The organism is Vibrio sp. JPW-9-11-11, assembly GCF_013369335.1.
GTDB lineage: Bacteria > Pseudomonadota > Gammaproteobacteria > Enterobacterales > Vibrionaceae > Vibrio.
Window position 1 is genome coordinate 75,181 of record NZ_SZQJ01000009.1, and the last position, 17,731, is coordinate 92,911.

At 48.4% G+C, this 17,731-nt stretch carries 14 protein-coding genes; 5 read left to right on the forward strand and 9 right to left on the reverse strand.

All coding sequences use genetic code 11. The features are described from left to right. Nucleotides 1-193: 193 nt before the first annotated feature. Genes FCU94_RS12745 through FCU94_RS12755 form a run of 3 tightly spaced genes read left to right on the forward strand, consistent with a single transcriptional unit; the run spans nt 194 to nt 5,786 of the window. Nucleotides 194-1,543 carry a TolC family outer membrane protein gene (locus FCU94_RS12745; RefSeq protein ID WP_176288895.1) on the forward strand — a complete coding sequence of 450 codons (1,350 nt, stop codon included), beginning with the start codon at nt 194-196 and terminating at the stop codon, nt 1,541-1,543. Between the two features lie 48 nt (nt 1,544-1,591). Then, entirely contained in the window at nt 1,592-2,671 is a 1,080-nt protein-coding gene (locus FCU94_RS12750; RefSeq protein ID WP_176288896.1) for an efflux RND transporter periplasmic adaptor subunit, read from the forward strand. Nucleotides 2,672-2,675: 4 nt separating this feature from the next. Beyond that, a complete protein-coding gene (locus tag FCU94_RS12755) occupies nt 2,676-5,786 on the forward strand; it encodes an efflux RND transporter permease subunit (RefSeq protein ID WP_176288897.1) in 3,111 nt (1,036 codons plus the stop codon). 302 nt (nt 5,787-6,088) lie between these two features. Here the strand turns inward: FCU94_RS12755 and FCU94_RS12760 are convergent, their stop codons facing one another. Further along, nucleotides 6,089-7,411, reverse strand: coding sequence for an amidohydrolase (locus FCU94_RS12760; protein WP_176288898.1), 1,323 nt, complete (start codon nt 7,409-7,411; stop codon nt 6,089-6,091). 124 nt (nt 7,412-7,535) lie between these two features. Between FCU94_RS12760 and FCU94_RS12765 the strand changes: the two genes are divergently transcribed. Beyond that, on the forward strand, nt 7,536-8,429 hold the full coding sequence (locus FCU94_RS12765; protein ID WP_255199265.1) for a LysR family transcriptional regulator: 894 nt from the start codon (nt 7,536-7,538) through the stop codon (nt 8,427-8,429). Nucleotides 8,430-8,479: 50 nt separating this feature from the next. Here FCU94_RS12765 and FCU94_RS12770 read toward each other — a convergent pair whose 3' ends face one another. The 6 genes from FCU94_RS12770 to FCU94_RS12795 form a co-directional block, all read right to left on the reverse strand. Then, nucleotides 8,480-9,706 carry a carbohydrate porin gene (locus tag FCU94_RS12770; RefSeq protein WP_176288899.1) on the reverse strand — a complete coding sequence of 409 codons (1,227 nt, stop codon included), beginning with the start codon at nt 9,704-9,706 and terminating at the stop codon, nt 8,480-8,482. Between the two features lie 40 nt (nt 9,707-9,746). Beyond that, entirely contained in the window at nt 9,747-10,286 is a 540-nt protein-coding gene (locus FCU94_RS12775; protein ID WP_255199266.1) for an acyltransferase, read from the reverse strand. Between the two features lie 49 nt (nt 10,287-10,335). Beyond that, the gene (locus FCU94_RS12780; protein WP_176288900.1) at nt 10,336-10,500 is read right to left on the reverse strand and encodes a hypothetical protein; all 165 of its coding nucleotides are present in this window, start codon (nt 10,498-10,500) and stop codon (nt 10,336-10,338) included. 86 nt (nt 10,501-10,586) lie between these two features. Continuing rightward, nucleotides 10,587-11,384 carry a hypothetical protein gene (locus FCU94_RS12785; RefSeq protein WP_176288901.1) on the reverse strand — a complete coding sequence of 266 codons (798 nt, stop codon included), beginning with the start codon at nt 11,382-11,384 and terminating at the stop codon, nt 10,587-10,589. Between the two features lie 560 nt (nt 11,385-11,944). After that, the gene (locus tag FCU94_RS12790) at nt 11,945-12,436 is read right to left on the reverse strand and encodes a hypothetical protein (protein ID WP_176288902.1); all 492 of its coding nucleotides are present in this window, start codon (nt 12,434-12,436) and stop codon (nt 11,945-11,947) included. Between the two features lie 89 nt (nt 12,437-12,525). Next, nucleotides 12,526-14,196, reverse strand: coding sequence for an amidohydrolase (locus tag FCU94_RS12795; RefSeq protein WP_176288903.1), 1,671 nt, complete (start codon nt 14,194-14,196; stop codon nt 12,526-12,528). A 104-nt stretch (nt 14,197-14,300) separates the two neighbouring features. Here FCU94_RS12795 and FCU94_RS12800 point away from each other — a divergent pair, with 104 nt between their 5' ends. Continuing rightward, nucleotides 14,301-15,209, forward strand: coding sequence for a LysR family transcriptional regulator (locus FCU94_RS12800; protein WP_176288904.1), 909 nt, complete (start codon nt 14,301-14,303; stop codon nt 15,207-15,209). A gap of 29 nt (nt 15,210-15,238) precedes the next feature. On the opposite strand, the gene FCU94_RS12805 is transcribed toward FCU94_RS12800, so the two are convergent. Together FCU94_RS12805 and FCU94_RS12810 are read right to left on the reverse strand one after the other, a co-directional pair. After that, on the reverse strand, nt 15,239-16,132 hold the full coding sequence (locus tag FCU94_RS12805) for a LysR family transcriptional regulator (RefSeq protein ID WP_176288905.1): 894 nt from the start codon (nt 16,130-16,132) through the stop codon (nt 15,239-15,241). A gap of 143 nt (nt 16,133-16,275) precedes the next feature. Then, nucleotides 16,276-17,640, reverse strand: coding sequence for a serine hydrolase domain-containing protein (locus FCU94_RS12810; protein ID WP_176288906.1), 1,365 nt, complete (start codon nt 17,638-17,640; stop codon nt 16,276-16,278). Nucleotides 17,641-17,731 lie beyond the last annotated feature (91 nt).

The window sequence follows — 17,731 nt, forward strand, 5'->3', positions numbered from 1 at the left end:
TAATTAATAAGTAATAAATTAAATAGCAAAAAAAGCCGAGCGTCGCCACGCTTTTTCCTTTCTACCGCAGCGAAAGCTGATCTGAAACAATTCCTGTTCCTCCAAGTCTACGTTTTGCCCGAGTTTGTCAGTAAAACAGCGTTATTAAACACGATTAATCACGTAATTACGTTGTAAACCAGCGAGTAAAACTATGAATAGATTACTGTTAAGTGCAGTTGGTATCAGTTTGGCCCTTGGCGGCACGACCGCCGTGGCACAAACTGTCGACTTGCAACAACTCTATCTCGATTCACTTGAGAATAATCCCATCCTCGCCAGTGCAGCGCTAGAAATGGATAGTGCGCGCAAAGGCAGCGACATCATTGATGGTCAATATCGCCCACAGGTGGATGTGGGTGTTCAGTACGGTGGTCTGCGCAATGATTGGACCACGATGAATGAAACCGACGGTCATGGTGCGGAAGTCTCGGTATCCGTTGGGCAAAACATTTTCAATGACCAGCTTAATAAAGCCAGTGCCATTGCCGAGCAGCAGCATGAGCTTAGTCAGATTAGCTATGATTATGCGTTAGCAACGATGCAGATGAGTGTGGTCAATGGCTATTTCAATGCACTCAAAGCGCAAGAGAAGCAAAAGCAGGTCAACGCGACCAAGCAAGCGATTGGTGAGCACTTGGTTCAAGTTAAGCATCGTTTTAGCAACGGCCTCGTGCCAGAGAATGATGTCAAAGAAACCCAAGCGCAATATGACCTAGCGGAAACAGCGGTGATTTTTGCTCAAAATGAGTTGGAAAAGGCCCTTGACTACTTGTATGAGCTGACGGGTCGTGAATATACCCAAGTGGCATCGTTAGGTACCAACCTACCTAAGATTTCAATTCCGCAACCTAATGGCCACATTAGTTGGCAAGAGCTCGCGCAAGCAGAGAGTCAGCAAATGGCGATCCAACGTCAATTGGTCGAACTCTCGCGTGAACAAATTGCATTGGCGCAAGCTGGCCATATGCCAACCATTGGCTTAGTTGCCGAGTACCGCTATGCGTTTGCTACTCAATCACGCAGCAATGCACCACAGCAAGCAAAAGGCTCGTTTCAAGATTTAGACAACAATGCCACAGTGTTTGCCGGCGTTGCTATGTCTTTGCCCGCTTACCGTGGTGGTGCAACAGATAACCGAGTTGAGCAAGCCAACATTCAGTACCAACAAGCGCTTGAGCTGCAAAGCCATACTTGGCGACAGGTAACGCGTAAAGTGCGCAGCGCAGAGAAGGATTTAGTCACACTTGAGAGCGCGCAATCGGCGTATCAACAAGCGGTGATTTCGGCACAATCGGCTCTAAAAGCGACGGAGCAAGGGTTTGAAATTGGTACGCGTACCATCGTTGATGTGCTTGACTCGACGCGTCAACTCTACTCAGCGAAAGAGCAGTTAACCGCCGCTCAGATTGATTTTTTGGTGGCAAATCTTCAATTACATTTCCTAGCTGGCGTTCTTGATGATGAAGCGCTAAACGCGATTAATCGCCTACTAGATGTTTAGTGATTCAACCACACCCACTCATTCAAATTATTTAATAAAGAGAAACTCATGAGAAAATTGCCCTTATACACAGCGATTGCCCTTTTGCTATCTGGTTGTGGTAGTTCAAATGAAAATGACCAGCAAAATGTGGCTCAAGCAACTCCTGTTAGTGTCGTCAATGCAAAGGCGCATATGCACAGCCCAACCAGCTATTACGTTGGCCGAATGCAAGCGATTGAGTCAGCCAAGCTGACGCCAAGAACTACAGGTTACTTACTTAAGAAAAACTTTGAAGACGGCGCAGTGGTTGAAAAAGGCGACATTCTATTTGAGATTGACCCAACCTCATACCAAGCCGCATTGGATGCCGCTAAGGCTTCTATGAGCGAGGCGAAAGCAGCGCTGGCGCTCACTGAGCTGAACCATAAGCGCAATGCAAATATGTTGAAAACTGGCGGCCTATCGCAAGCACAGTTTGATGTGAGCTCGGCAGAGTTGGCGCAAGCCAAGCACCGCGTTGAGTCAGCGCAAGCCAACCTGGTTGTCCAACAAGACAACCTAGAGCAAACAAAAGTAAGAGCGCCATACAGTGGCAAACTGGGTAAGAGCCTGTTCTCGATTGGCGATATGGTTGGCCCTAACTTTGGACCACTTACCGACTTGGTGCAAATCCATCCGATTGAAGCGAGCTTCTCACTCAAGCAAAGCGATGTTTCCGCACATGATTTTTCACGCCAAGACGCAACACTGGTCTCACTAGAAATCGGTGGTGAAGTTGTCGACAGCGAAGGGATTATCTCTTTTGTTGATAACAAGATTGACCCGCAAAGTGGCACGATTGATTTGGCAGCAACCTTCAACAACGAACAAGGCCAGTTGACCGCGAATCAGTATGTACGTGTTGGCCTTGCGCCGACTCAAGCGCTTGCTGGTGTAAAAATTCCGCACGCGGCGATTCACCAAGACTACAAAGCGCAATATGTACTGACGATTGAAGACGGGGTGGCGGCTCGCCGAGACGTAGAAGTGTCAGAGCGCATTGGTCAAAACGTCTTTATTACACAAGGTTTGGCCGTGGAAGAGCCAATCATTATCGGTGGTCTACAGCGCATTAGGGAAGGTGCTCAAGTAGTGGTAGCGGAGTAGGTCCATGTTAAGTCAATTTTTCATCAATCGACCAAAATTTGCGTTTGTTATTTCGATCTTCCTGACCTTGATCGGTCTAATCGCGATCAAAACCATGCCAGTGGCTGAGTACCCAAGTGTGACACCGCCGCAGGTACGTGTGATCGCCGTTTTACCCGGAGCGAGCGCAGAAACAGTGAAAGAGGTGATTGGTAACCCAATTGAAGAGGAGGTCAACGGCGTGGATGGCATGGTGTACATGCAGTCGCGTTCGACTAACGATGGCCGTTACTTCCTCAATATCACGTTTGATAACAGCGTCGACTCTGACATGGCGATGGTCAACGTTTCAAACCGTGTGGCGGTAGCGGAAAACATGCTGCCGTTCGAAGTGCGTGCGCGTGGTATTCGTATCCGTAAAGCGACGCCGGACGATTTGCTTGCGGTCGCGTTTTACTCTGAAACCGAGTCAATGTCTGAGCTTGAGCTCAACTCGTGGGTGGAATCCAACTTCATGGAGCGCATCGCGCGTATTCCAGGGCTGGCGACCAGCGACCTCATCGGCGCGACGTATGGTATGCGTGTGTGGCTTGATATGGATCGTATGGCGGCTCTGGGCGTGAGCACAGTAGAAGTGAAGAACGCGATTCGCGAGCAAAACGCGGTTGTCCCTGCCGGTCGTATTGGTCAAGGTCCGAGCCGTGAAAATGCCGCACTTCAGTTTAACTTGATCACACAAGGGCGTTTAACCAGTGCTCAAGATTTTGAGCAAGTGATTGTCAAAACACTGGCTAATGGTAACCATATTCACCTTGCGGATGTGGCTGATATCGAAATTGGCAGCCAGTTCTATGACGCATACGCCAACTACAATGGTCAAGAAGCCGCGCTAGTGATGATGCAAGCGAACCCAGATGCAAACGCATTGGAAACGGGTGAAGCGGTTAAAGCGGTGCTAAAAGACATTGAATCTATTTTGCCAGCCGGCATGTCATATGCGATTCCTTACGACACCACGCTTGCGGTAGAGGCATCGATTAAGAGTATCGTAGAAACGCTAGTGGTTGCGGTTCTGCTGGTTATCGCCGTGACCTACCTATTTTTGGGTAATGTGCGTGCAACGTTAGCGCCTGTTGTGGCCATTCCTGTCTCTTTGATTGGTACCTTTGCCTTTATGCAAATGGGCGGCTTTAGTATCAACACAGTGACGCTATTTGGCTTGATTCTCGCGATAGGTATTGTGGTCGACAATGCGATCTTAGTGGTAGAAAACGTCGAACGTATTCTGGAAGAACAGCCGCAGTGGTCAAGTAAAGAAGCGACCATTCAAGCGATGAAAGAGGTGACGGGGCCTATTATCGCGTCGACGCTGGTTATGCTGGCGGTGTTTATTCCGGTTGCGATGCTGCCGGGTATTACCGGCTTGATGTTCGCTCAGTTCTCAATCACGATTTGTATTGCGCTAGTATTGTCTGCGATTAACGCGCTGACCCTATCGCCAGCATTGTGTGCCATGGTGATGAAGCGCAACAGCCAGCCAGCGAAATGGTTTGTTGCTTTTAACCGCATGTTTGACCGCGTGACTAACGCCTATGGTAAAGCGGTGGCACTGATGGTTCGTAAGAGCTTGGTGTTGGGCGTGGCCTTTACTGTTGCGATTGGTGCTATGGTTGCCATGAACGCTAAGCTACCGACTGCATTTGTCCCTACTGAAGACAAAGGCGTATTGGCACTGGCGATGTTCTTGCCGGACAACGCGTCAAAAGAGCGTACTCATGAGCTGATTCGTAAAGCGGAAGCGATTTTGAATAACGATCCCGCGATCGAAGATTATGCAGGTGCGATTGGTTTTAACGCCGTAACCGGCAGTGTGGCGTCAAACTCGGCGACCATGTTCATCAACTTAAAGCACTGGGATGAGCGTCTTGAGCTAGAGGGCGACCATACTCAGGCAGCGGTTGCACAGCGTTTGAACCGTCAATTGCACGGCATCGATAAGGCGATGACATTTACCATGGGTATGCCAGCGATTCCGGGTGTAGGTGCCGGTGATTCACTTGAATTCATGCTGCAAGACACAGGCGGTCGCAGTGCACAAGAGCTGGCCCAAATGACGTACGCGATGGTGGCGGCGGCAAACCAAGCTCCAGAGATCACTCGTGCGATGACCACCTATCGCGCAAATGTGCCTCACTACAATGTTGACATTGACCGTGAAAAAGCGCGTCAAATGGGGGTAACGCTCGGCGCGATCAATGATGCGATGGCTACCCACCTTGCGTCTTCTTACGTCAATGATTTCGCACTGAATGGCCGTAGCTACCGTGTGTTCGTTCAGGCAAAAGGCGAGCAGCGTAACGACCTTGATGACGTATTGCGCATCCATGTGCCATCAAACAGCGGTAAGCAGGTTCCTTTGTCGACCGTGGCGACCATTTCACCGACACTTGAACCAGACTTGGTGACCAGCTACAACATGCTACCAGCCGCGCGTATTCAGCTAAACGCCGCGCCAGGCTACTCTTCAGGTCAAGCGATTGAAGCGATGGAGCGCATTGCAGGCGAAGTGCTTGAGTCGGGTTACACGTTTGAATGGACCAACATGGCGTTCCAAGAGAAACAAGCGGGCGGTACAGCACAAATTGCAATGATTCTCGCTTTGGTGTTCATCTACCTGTTTTTGGTGGCGCAGTATGAATCTTGGGCACTGCCTGCGGCCATCATCATTGTTGCGCCAACGGCGGCAGTCGGCACGTATGCGGCCTTGCTTATGGGTGGTCAAGCGCTATCGATTTATGGCCAAATTGGTTTGATTCTGTTGGTCTCGCTGGCGGCGAAAAACGCCATCTTGATGGTCGAGTTCTCCAAAATTAAGCGTGAAGAACAAGGCCTGTCGATTGAAGAGGCGGCCATCCAAGGCGGTAAAATGCGCTTTAGAGCGGTGAACATGACGTCGTGGTCGTTTATTCTGGGTATTCTACCGCTCGCGTTTGCACAAGGTGCGGGTGCGACAGCGCAAAACACTACCGGTCTTGCCCTGCTTGGTGGCATGTTGATGGTACTGGCGGTGGGCTCGATTATGACCCCGGGTTTCTATGCCGTGTTCCAAAAACTGCGTGAAACAGTAAAAGCGTAACAAATACTATTATTAAGGTGTAAAACGGAGCTCAACTGAGCTCCGTTTTTTTATGCGTGATATTTCGTTGTCATTGCGGTTGGAACGTAAAGCTGATGGCTCGGTGAGGGGGAGTAGACGTCGCGCAGATGGAACAAAGTTTCTATATTGCTTGAGTAACTAGATAGGGTGACAGAATCAATGGAAGTTCAAACAACAAGGGTTTTTGACTAGGCTGAGGGGCTTTGAAAGGAAGAAGAAGCTTATAGAAGATGCAAAAAAAGGTGCGTCCGTGCACCCTACATTTTGTTAATGAGGTAACACTATTTTTCCATGATCTTAAGGATGATGTCTGATGCCACTTTGGTTCCTTTACCAATCGCATCAAGGTCAACTTGATAATCAGGGTTGTGGTTCATAAATGGGAAGTGCTGACCATTCTTATGTGCTTGTTCGACCAGCTTAGGCTCTGCTGAACCAACGGCTAGGTAAGAGACTTTTACCCCTGGAATATGATCAACTAGGGTGGTTGCGTCATCCGATGCAGGCGCTTGGAACTGAGGCACGACTTTGTTGACATAATCCGCGTCACGCAGCTCTTGCTGAATTAGACTCGTCAGTTCTGGGTCATTGACCATGGCCGCCGCAAAGCCTTTGTAGGTAATGGTCGGCAGGTCTTGTTCTGTTACGCCGTTTGAGCGCGCGATATTATTCACGATGTTGGTAATGGATTCGTGCATCTGCTTACGAACATCGTTGTCTGAGAAATGGAGCTTCAGTTTCAGCGTCGCTTCTTCAGGGATCACGTTGTTGTCGACGCCCGCTTGCACTGAACCCACGGTTAATACCGAGACATCCGTTGGGTCAATATGGCGAGAGACTACGGTTTGCAGTTGAACAATCGCTTGTCCAGCCATCAGCACGGGATCTTTTGCTAAATGTGGAGAAGAGCCATGACCACCAACGCCGTGGAAAGTCACATCGATATGATCAGAGCCGGTACTCACGCGACCCGGTGAGGCCAATACCGTACCCGTGGCAAATGGGAAGGTATGCATTGCGATGAAGTAATCTGGTTCAGGTACGCCATGAGTGGTGTACATACCATCTTGTACCATAGATTGCGCGCCTTCAATCGGCTCTTCTGCTGGCTGAGCAACCAATACCAGTGTGCCTTGCCACTCAGATTTCATTTCGGCCATCACTTTGGCTAAACCGATCAGCCAGGTGGTGTGTGCGTCATGACCACACATGTGCGAGACGTACGTTTCCTCTCCGTCTAGGTTGGTGACTTTAACGTTGCTGGCATAAGGCAGTCCGGTTTCTTCTTTGACCGCGTTGGCATCCATATCGGCGCGGAACATTACAACCGGGCCTGGCCCATTTTCTAAGATACCAACCACGCCGGTTTTACCAATGCCTGACTTTACCTCAAAGCCGAGTTTGGTCAGCTCATCGGCAACCACACCTGCAGTGCGGTACTCCATGAATCCTAGTTCTGGGTTGGCATGCAGGTCTTTGTATATGTCTTGTAGACGTTCAGATTTGCTGTCGACAAACTGGGTCATTTCAAGGGATGATGCATTAACTGAGGTGGCGAGCGCCATCGTAATAGCGAGTGTTGAAGCTTTTCGTAGAAATTTCATTATCTTTGACCTTAAGTAAGTGTTTTTCGATAGCTTTTATTAGCCTTCACTGCGATTTTAAGATGGATGTAGAAATCAAAAAAATTCATAATGATAGGGAAGTACGTTCATTTTCTGGAGGGCAATGATGTTTACCCTTGAACAAATTCACTGCTTTAATCAGGTCTACGTGACGCATTCTTACAGTCAGGCTGGGCGAATATTAGGTAAGACACGCACAACGGTTAGAGAGCAGGTCGTGGCGTTAGAAGACTCGACCGGACTGGTTTTGTTTCAACTTGAAGGTAAGCGATTAACGCCGACCCAAGCCGCACAAGCGATTTATGAGCGAACCGTGCACTTAGCCAAACATGCTAGAGATTTGCAGGAAACGCTGCTTTCATTGCATGACTCGGCGCGTACAGAGTTGGTCATTTGTTACGATCCTTTAGTGCCGATGGATTTGCTCACCAATATCCATGTCGCTATGTCGAAACAATACCCACACTTAAATGTTCAATTTCTCGAACGTATCCGTGAAAAAGCGTTTGTCGAGGTCAAACAAGCAAGGGCACATATCGCTTTAATGGCGAGTGAGAACCTCATCGCGACCTCGCACGAACTGGATGTGATTAATCTTGGCACGATGCGGTTTTCAGCTTACCTGTCAAAACAGCACCCGTTGGCTAAGGAAGCGTCGGTGAGCCTTAATGATCTGCGTTTGGTAAAACAATACATGACGGAGAGCGCTGCAAACGGGGGACTTGGGGCTTATCCCATGTCGGTAAACAAACAAATTATTACCGATACGAACCTGTTGTTAGAGATGGCCGCGCAAGATGGCTGGACCATTATTCCAGAATGGTTGGCAAGTTCTCAGGTAAAGAAAAAAGGGCTAATTAAGCTCGATCTCGAAGAAGTATTGCAATCACAGCCACATAATCTGTGTGCGTTTTTTCCCATTCATTACCGCAGTGATGAGCAATTACGTGAGATTGCGAAAACTGTGTGTCAATTAAGCAAGCAATACCTAAGCTAAAAAAAACGCTCCATCGTGATTGATGGAGCGTTGCTTTGAGTGTTTAACGATTAAAAGCGAATGTTGGTACGAATACCTGCCAACCACGCTTTGTCTTGGGTGTCGAGCGCTGACGTGACGTATTGAACATCAGCGGTGACGGTCAACCAAGGTAGTGGCTCATACGCGTAGTAAGCTTCGAACCCTTGTTCATTTCGTAGCTCAAACGGGAGTGGTAACGCATTGATGCTGTTTTGTAGGTCATCGGATAGATCGTAGTAGTAGTAACCTAGGCCCCAAGTGTCCATTGGGCGGTCGAAGAATAGCGCTTTACCGCCTAGGCCACCCGCAAAGGTCGCGTTAAAGATATTCGGGTTACCGTCAGCCAATGAGCCGCGTAGGTGCAAGCCCCAAGACTCCGCGGGATTGCCCTCTCGCTCCACTAAGTTGTGTGACAGTTGGAATCGTGCGTTGTACTTGTATTGTGCGGTCGCATCAAAGCCCATATCTGGAGTGAGTGAGCTAAAGTCCGCGCCTTTTTCTGTGCTGTAAGCGTAGTTCACTGACAGCAGGGTTTGGCGGTCAAACAGTTGGGTAAAGTGGGCAAAGCCTAGGCTGGCACTAACGCCGTCATCAAATAGCCCCTCAGCGTTTAAGCTTTCTGTATAACGATCACGTGGGTCGAATACCATCGCACTCCACAGGGTGTTGCCAACTCTGTGATTGGCAATGACTCCGACAAACGAAGGCGGCACGACACCACTTGGCGGCGCAGTAAACGCTAAATTCATAAAGCCATGACGTGTGCCACCACCATAGAAAGTGGCTGGGCGCATCATCTCAATCGCATCAAATTTACCGACCATGAGTTGGGTGGCTGCGCCAATCTGATGGCTGTAATTGAAACTCGTCACCATCACTGAATCGTCATGGGCGAACAGGGTGGAGTTTGGGCTGGAAATCTGTACAAGACCAAAGTCATTCGCCTTACCACTGCTAGCAATCACTTGTGTGTTAAGTTTGCCGCCTTGCCAGAGGCCAAGTGCCTCAAAATCAAACTGGGTAAATAGATCAAAACGGTGAGAGGTGTTTGATTGATCCAATGGCGTAGTGCTGAGCGGTGCTTGATAGACGTTAGTGTACTCGGCATTGACCGTCACCCCCGACTCGGCGAGATGCGTTCTCGCGCCAGCCCAATCTTGAGTCAGTGTGTTGTCAAAGGTCGAATTGGCGATAGCCGCGGCGCTGTAGCCACTAACCGTGGCTGTTAACGCGAGTACGATGGATGAGCGTTTCATATGAGTTCTCTGTTGTTACGATATATGGCTTAATGTCTAGTTAAGCCGTTACTGATGCGCACGAAGCGCGGAGTTGAACAAATTGCAACCTATGCTGACAGGCAAGCTGAGCGCGATAGGCGTCGATGGCTTCGCTAAAATTGAGCAGGCCCCTACGGTAAGCGGTGGCAATATGAAGGCCGTTGCCCTCTGTGAGTTGGGTCGGTTTTGAGACCATTTGTCGGTGCTTCAGATACGAAAACAACAGACGCATTTTCTCTTCATCTTGACAAGGCGTTGAGGCGTCGTTGTTAAGCAAATACGTGGCGACCTTTCGTGCTCGCTCGAGCAGTTGGTTAAATTGCTCATAACGGTTCAAATTGACCACAATCGACAGACGCTCGACTAATTTAAGGGCTTGGTCAATGTGAGTCGTTTCGACTTGCTGTTTCTCTAACGTGCTTGCGACTAGCTGCTCGACGAGCGCGATAATGCGGTGTTTCTCTTTCGGGAAAATTTTTACTGAGTCGTCCCTAACATGAGCAATAATTTCCTGAAATAACGTGACAAAATCTGTCAGTTCAGGTTGTTTAATGATCATGGTGTTCACAGTGTTTAGGTTAATTAACATACAACACGACTGGATGGGATTAGCGCTCACGCAGTAGTGCATAGATATGATTGATATCGGTTTGGCTCGCTTCCCAACCCAAATTCGGCTGGGCCACGGAGTAGTGAATAAGCCGAGCAAAGGCAAGGGGAGCAATCAGCACAATCAAGAGCATGAACAGTGTCATCACCAGCGTTTTGTTCATTCTGAAAACTCCCTAGTGGCAATCAGAGTGTGGGGTATTCCCAAAGCTTGATGCTATTGGGCTCACACTCTTGTTTTTATTGCGTGTTAAAAGAACCACTTCATGCCGATTTCGACACGTAGCTCAGGGTCGTTATCAATCGCAGTACCGTCTGGTAGTACTACATCAGCTGAGCCATATTCAAAACGCGTCATTAACCATTGAGTACGATCCGAGCGAGTCGGGGCGCTAACAAAGAAGTTCAGTTTGCTTGATTCCATCGATACCACATCGCCTTCGGCTTTGAAGTACTCTGGTGAGAACTGGATGAAGCTACCTGAATCACCAATCTCTTTGGTCAGGAACATGTTTAACATGTAACCATCTGCGCTTTCGCCAAATACGCTACCCGTCGTATAGGCAACGTTCGGGAATACTTTGGCACCCAAGGTGTAGGCAGGGTTGATAAGACCAATCACGCCAGCTGAAAACAGAGTCGTGTCTTTAAGGCCTGAACCTTTTGCTGTACCTGCTTCACCGTTTTGGTGGATCAAATCTGTTGAGAATCCGACACGTGGCATTAAGTGGTTGTCTAGCGCGTGAACTTGGAAGTACTGCGCGCGACCTTTCTGGTAGTCGGTGCCCAGTTTATGCTTTCCATCTATCTTCGCGTTGTCGTTGCCAAATGTGCCTTCGGCAAAGCCAGCAAATTGAATATCGTCTGACCATGCGCCCGTCATCATTCCTGACACGCGAACGTCGGCATTAGAATCTAGGAAGACAGCCGCTTGGGTATAAACGCGTGTCAGATCGGACGGATTGATCACTTCGCTTTCTTGATCATCGGCAATCGCTGCACCGGAAAAAGCGCAAAGAAGTGAAACGGTAACGGCAGTTTTTTTCATAGTTTTACCTTGTATCAATACTCGTCGAACATCCCTTTTGTGAGTGGAGGTGCGTCCCTGCATAGCTTTTCATTGGTTTTTGGAGATAGTACGAACTGCATAAAATAGCGATGGAACATCGATTTACCTTACGTCGATCAGTGGTACTGAAACCATGACTATTTAACCAAGCCGACACGTTATTAGCTTGGCATTTTAGGTCAGTCGGTTAGCTTGCTAGGACAATGACGTGATTGTTGATGTAGGTCATAAAGATATGCTGACTACGAAGATCGAAGCGAGGTCAGTAATAAAGAACTGGGGGACAATAACCTGAGAGAGCGTTGCTCGCGGCCTCTATCAGCGTGATGAAAAGCGTTGTTGGTTCGACAGAATCGCCAGTGCTGAAAGAGCCAAAATGCAGCGGCTCTGGTGTTAGGTTTTGGTGGCAGACTATTTGCCAAATAGGTTACGAGGAAAGGGGAAGCTCTTGTAGGAATGAGTAGGGACGGACGGAAATCATCGAATGGTATTCTAAGCCCCGCACAGGCACTGTACGTCGCTCGAGCGGGCGGTCGAGATTAGTTAAAAGCTTGAGTCAGCCACTTTTTTACCGCTTCTCGCTCAGCCTTTGGGCCGTTAACGGTGATCCATCTTTGGTCAAAAGCCTGCTCAATGGTAATTTGCTGCTCCAACAGTGCATTAAAAACACTTAACTCGCTAAGTATCATAAGTTCGCCAAGCTTAGGTTTGCTTTCGCCCTGATATTGACTAAGCCAACCGCTCGAGCGGCCAGTCACACTAGAATAGTGCCCCTCAACCACCTGATAAAAGGTGAACTGGTCAACGGGCATGGTGCTGTTGAGCTTTTGGGCCAATAGCCAGTTGATCATTGCGTGCGGTTTTTGAATCTGCGCTATCTGATGGCTTTCGCTCGCTTCGATTATGCTTGGCAGGGTCAACATGATCGCTGGGTAGTTGGGCACGGACAGTCGCCCACGATCTTGATGAAAGTTGCAAGCTAAAGCAGAGGGTGTCGCGATGAGTATTAATAGCCAAATAATACGGCTCATAGTCACTCCAGTGGTTTGTTATGCGCACATCTATTGGCGGCCAGCCCTCTGTGGTACGTTGAGGACTGGCCTGTTGGCTCAATGAGACACTATAGCGTGGCTGGTGAGTTTTCAGAATAGGTGATGTTACCGTTCATAATGGTCGCTTTTACTTTGATATTTCTTAGCTCTTGCGGTTTAACGGTAAGTGGGTTGCTATCGAGTACCACAAAGTCGGCGTATTTTCCTGCTTCTAGACTGCCTGCTACGTCCTCCATACCAAATTGATACGCTGCGTTGACCGTATAAGACTCTAGCGCTTGGTATGGCGTGATCGCTTGGTCGGCACCAAGGACACGGCCCGATGTCGACTGACGCAATACAGAAATTTCCATATTCAAGAATGGATCGATGTCAGATACTGGCTTGTCATTATGCATTGACGGCTTGAGGCCCATGTCAAATGCATCTTTCATCGCACTCAATCGCTGCGCTCGCTCTGCACCCAATGTATGGTCGTGGTGCAAATCACCCCAGTAGTAGACATGCGTGGTAAAGAACGTCGGATTGGTCTTCAGTTCAGCCATGCGCTCTATTTGATCCGGGCGAGTGTACTGAGAGTGAATCAACTGCGGGCGAATCTCTAGGTTTTTAGTGGTTTTCTGAGCATGCTCAATGGCGTTAAGAGCGGTATCTGTCGCGCCATCGCCATTGGCGTGGAATGCAGGCCACAGCCCAAGTTCATAGATGTCGATCATCTGCTGGTTAAAGTATTCTTGAGTACCCTGTGCGCCGCCACTTCCGTAGCTATCATCATAGTAGCCTTGTGACAGGTTGCCCGTTCCACCTTGAATCGAACCGTCTGTCCATGTTTTAACAAACGGTACTTTAAATTTGTCGTTCTCGTAGTCGCTGACATTACTGGCTAACTCGGTAAAATTTGGCGCTGTAGAGAAGAGCCCACCCACTAGGCGCACTGCAAAGTCATCTTCGGCGGTGACATTGGATAACAACTCTAAAATAGGTTGATTCATCACACTAAAATCAGACGCGGTGGTGATACCGACTTGAGCACGCTGTTTCGCGGCAATACGCGCGGTATGTTGGTTGGCTGTCGGGTAATTGGTCACCAAGAACATCGCAGGTTGCCCCGAAAGGTATCCGGTGATTTTACCATCTTGGTCTTTTTCAATACTGCCGCCTTGCGGATTAGGCGTTGTCTCATCAACGCCTGCCAGTTCAAGCGCTTTGCTGTTTACATACACCCCGTGGCCGCTTAAGTGAAAAACGGCAACCGGTTTGTCTGGGTGTAAGGCATCGAGCTCACTGATGTGAGGACCACGGCGTTCTTCATACAGGGTTTGATCCGCGCCAAACGCAATCACCCAACCGTCTTCATTCGCTTCGGTCTCACCAATTTTCACTAAGGCATCGGCAAGCTTGGGCGTCGAAAAAGGGGCAACGTCGGTAAGGATCGCTGAAGAGCTAGCCAAGAATAGGTGATCGTGGGTTTCAAATAGGCCTGGGATGATCGTTTGGCCATTGAGGTCGATGGCGTCAACCGGCGTGTCAATCGCTGCGCGTACCTTTGCCTCTTCGCCAATCGCGATGATATGACCATCTCGATAGGCCATTGCATTCGCAGAAGGTTGGGCTGGGTTCATGGTGATAATGTCAGCGTTAACGAGCAATTGCACTGGAGAAAGGGCTTGTGCTGAGGCGCCAAAGCTGAGCGAACTCATTAGTACTATCAGACTCTGCTTTTTAAATGATTTTGTCATGTTTCTATACCGGATTAAGCTAAAGAATCTCTATTGTATAGTTGTACAAACTGTCCATTCAACTGCATAATGGTGGGGTTTTCCGTCCATTTTTTAGGGGTGATATGTTTACCATTGAACAGTTAGCAAGTTTTAAGGCTGCGTACGAAACGAATAGTTATAGCGCTGCGGGCCGGATGATAAACAAAGATCGAGCTACCGTGAGAGAGCATGTGATCAGTTTAGAGATTGGCATCGGGAAAACGCTGTTTACCGTTAAAGGTAAACGACTTGAACCAAGCCCTGTGGCAGTTCAACTCTATTCCAAGGCGAAGCACATTATTAAGCAAGTGTCCGACTTTGAGCATAGCGCAAGAGTGATGTACGACACAGAGTTGACGGAACTCACCATACTCCATGAAACCGTATTACCAACCGCGTTTTTATGTGCCATTGAGCAATCAATCGCGTCACGATACCCCGGACTTAAACTCAGGTTACTACACAAAAATCGTCTCGAGAGCTTGAGGTTATTAGAAGAGGGGGAGGCGCACTTTGCGATATTGGCTAACCAAGGTCAGGCATTTCCTAATGAGAAAGTCGAGGTGACGTATCTCGGCGTATCGCTATTTTCAGCCTATGCGCATCCAAGCTCATCGCTGTTTCTTAATCCTACTGTTTCTTTGCTGGATTTGGCTGAGGAGATGCAATTTGTCAGTGAAAACATTGATGCTTTACCGTTAAATGCAATGAAGCATTCAAATCGCCACTGTGTAGTGAGCAATACTGATCTGATCGTAGAGCTACTCGAATACGGTGGTTGGAGCGGACTAAACAGACTTGATGCCGCTCGCTATGAAAAAGCAGGGTGGGTAAAAGAATTATCAATCAAAGATTTAATTCGGCCCTATAGCGTTGGCATCGCGTTGTTTGAAACCTATGCGTTACAATCCAACCAGACGATTGCAGAAATAAAACAACTGATCGTTAGCCAAGCAAAACACTATCTGACCGAAAAGGGGCATTTCTGTTAGTAAAGTGTCTTGCTTGAGCATGGGGCCTTTTAACTTAATAAAAAGGGGGCAGCATGGCGGTTGAAGCAATCCAACGCAAAGCGAATTTCTTCGCGATTATTGCTGGTAAGGCCAAAAAACAGACACACACCTCGCACGTAATTGCGCGTCGCCTCACTGAGTGAAAGTGGTGTTAGAAGGCCTTGTTGGACAAAGGGTTCCGCCATGGGAATTGATAAGGCTATCCAGCCGCCTTGCGTGAGCAGAGAACAGGCCAAATTGAGTGAACTCACTTTCTCTATCGTGTTTGAGACGCGAAAGCAGCCTAAATCTCCTTCTCGGGTTTGCGATAGTTCAAATTGGGTTTCGAGCCTGAGTTGATCAATCGCAACATTTGGCTGTTGAGCGAGAGAGGCGTCGGGACTGACATAAGCGCCAAGGGCGAGGTTGCCGATATAAAGTGAATCAATTCGAGCTTGGGTTCTGGGCGAGTCTTCGGTGGCCATAATTGCAATGTGACACTGGCTTTGCTCGAGGCAGTGGTAGGCGTGCTCTCTTGAGGCGCACATAACATCAATCGCCAATTGAGGGTATTGGTTTTTAATCTCTAGGATGGCATGACTCAGCCATGCACTTGGGATTTGATCATCATGCATGACAATCAATTTTTCGAGTGGTTCATTGAGCAGAGAAAAGGCGGTTAACTCAAAGTCTTGGGCCTGTTTACTTAGGTTGGTGGCCCGAGAGATGAGCTGGTGGGCAGCTTCGGTGGGTTTGGCTTTTCGTCCTTCAATTTGAAACAGCTCAACCCCGACAATATCTTCTAAGGTTACCACCTGCTCACGAATTGTACTGCGCTCTTTTTGTGCGGCGCGAGCAGCAGCACTGTAGGAGCCGTGCTGGTAAACCAGAGTAAACGCGTGAATCTGTTCAATAGAGATCATAGAGAAACCTTGTCGAGATATTTTTGTATAAGATACTGGTTTCTTCGGGCATTGTCATGACTACAAGGGGCTCAAAATGAGCCGGAAAAAAAGCCTAAGCGTTTCCGCTTAGGCTTTGGTCTTATCCCGATAAATTCATGTGCTTATTTAGCGTTATCTAGCTGCTCTGCCACTTTGCGGAAGTATGCTGGCGCTTTGATCTCACCATAAGGTGGCACATATGGTGTTGCTCCGAAGTAAACCGCGGCAAAGTCACGTGCTGGATCAACGTAGATGCCTTGGCCAGAGTTACCGTGCTTGTACAGTGCGCCGTCTTCAAAAATGAAGTCGAACTGGTAAGCACCTTTGACTGGTTTTTCAGCAAATAGACCCACAGCTTGACCTTCTTTTTTGCCACCTACGAATGCGTCTGCACTGCCCGCAGAGCGAATGCGATCAAGTAGCTCAGGCGTAACGACTTGCTCGTGTGCCACTTTATCCCAGCTTGGCGTAAACATGGTCGCGTACTTAGCGAAATCTTCCAGCGTAGACGAGATGATGGCTAGGTTGAGAGGTGTACCGTCTGGTGTTAGGTGAACCTGTAGCGGCATACGCGCGCCCAATTTGCCCCAAATGCGCTCTTCAGCAACGTCAGTCCAGCGTTTGTTGGTCACGTTTTGAATCACTTGACCCAGTACGTGCGTGTTCAGTGAAGAGTAACGGAAGCGATCGCCCGGCTTTTCGTTTTCTAGCGGTTTAACATCTTTAAGCACATCACGCCAAGTTTCACCCGTTGTGCAGCGTTCAGTGGTGCCAAGCGCAGAGCTGATGAAGCGCACGAATACACCTTCTGGATCTAGAATAGACTTGTTGTTCTCTTCGTGGTCGAGGCCAGCAGTGTGGTTAACCAGATCAAGGATAGTCACTTTTTCCCATGCGGTGCCTTTAAGCTCAGGCACGTATTGAGCGGTTGAAGCGCTCATGTCGAGCTTGCCTTCTTCAGCCAGCATCGCTGTGATAAGGCCAGTTAGTGTTTTTGAAGACGACATCCAGATGTGAGAATCGGTTGGTTTCATACCTGGGTAAGCTTCATAGACCACTTCACCTTTGTGGATCATCATTACACCTTGGTGACGGAATGTTGGATGAACGAAGTAGTCGTCCATCTTCAGTTCACCTTCGCTGTCTGTTTTGACCGTGATGTTGCCAATGTCACTATTGATATTGCGCGCCAATATTTTTTGCTCTGCCGCAGGGTTAACGTTGTCAGTGCGCATCACAGTGCTGAAGTTGGTCATGTAGTAAAGTGCATGGTCGCCGCCCATTTGCGCATGGAAGCTTTCGAAGCTGTCGTATGCACCTTGAACAAAATCAAGGTCAAAAGAATTTTTCGCAGCCGTCACTGGCAAGTTAACGCTTGCGCCAGGCGCATTTAGGTACTTAGCCAGTGGGTGATCCGCAGGTACATTGGCGTGAACAGAGGCTGAAGCCAGTGCAAAAGTTAGTGTGGTTAAGGCAAATTTTTTCATAATTTTCCCCGAAGGTATTTTTTTAGGAACAGGATGTTTGTTTCGATAACGATAATAGCGCGAATAACGAAACAAAAAATTCAATTATGTA

What these genes read in the sequence shown, in the direction of transcription:
- FCU94_RS12760 (WP_176288898.1), bottom strand. Translation starts at nt 7,411, where the DNA reads ATGAAATTTCTACGAAAAGCTTCAACACTCGCTATTACGATGGCGCTC.
- FCU94_RS12810 (WP_176288906.1), bottom strand. Translation starts at nt 17,640, where the DNA reads ATGAAAAAATTTGCCTTAACCACACTAACTTTTGCACTGGCTTCAGCC.
- FCU94_RS12785 (WP_176288901.1), bottom strand. Translation starts at nt 11,384, where the DNA reads ATGAAAAAAACTGCCGTTACCGTTTCACTTCTTTGCGCTTTTTCCGGT.
- FCU94_RS12775 (WP_255199266.1), bottom strand. Translation starts at nt 10,286, where the DNA reads ATGATCATTAAACAACCTGAACTGACAGATTTTGTCACGTTATTTCAG.
- FCU94_RS12755 (WP_176288897.1), top strand. Translation starts at nt 2,676, where the DNA reads ATGTTAAGTCAATTTTTCATCAATCGACCAAAATTTGCGTTTGTTATT.
- FCU94_RS12750 (WP_176288896.1), top strand. Translation starts at nt 1,592, where the DNA reads ATGAGAAAATTGCCCTTATACACAGCGATTGCCCTTTTGCTATCTGGT.
- FCU94_RS12790 (WP_176288902.1), bottom strand. Translation starts at nt 12,436, where the DNA reads ATGAGCCGTATTATTTGGCTATTAATACTCATCGCGACACCCTCTGCT.
- FCU94_RS12780 (WP_176288900.1), bottom strand. Translation starts at nt 10,500, where the DNA reads ATGAACAAAACGCTGGTGATGACACTGTTCATGCTCTTGATTGTGCTG.
- FCU94_RS12745 (WP_176288895.1), top strand. Translation starts at nt 194, where the DNA reads ATGAATAGATTACTGTTAAGTGCAGTTGGTATCAGTTTGGCCCTTGGC.
- FCU94_RS12770 (WP_176288899.1), bottom strand. Translation starts at nt 9,706, where the DNA reads ATGAAACGCTCATCCATCGTACTCGCGTTAACAGCCACGGTTAGTGGC.
- FCU94_RS12765 (WP_255199265.1), top strand. Translation starts at nt 7,536, where the DNA reads ATGATGTTTACCCTTGAACAAATTCACTGCTTTAATCAGGTCTACGTG.
- FCU94_RS12800 (WP_176288904.1), top strand. Translation starts at nt 14,301, where the DNA reads ATGTTTACCATTGAACAGTTAGCAAGTTTTAAGGCTGCGTACGAAACG.
- FCU94_RS12805 (WP_176288905.1), bottom strand. Translation starts at nt 16,132, where the DNA reads ATGATCTCTATTGAACAGATTCACGCGTTTACTCTGGTTTACCAGCAC.
- FCU94_RS12795 (WP_176288903.1), bottom strand. Translation starts at nt 14,196, where the DNA reads ATGACAAAATCATTTAAAAAGCAGAGTCTGATAGTACTAATGAGTTCG.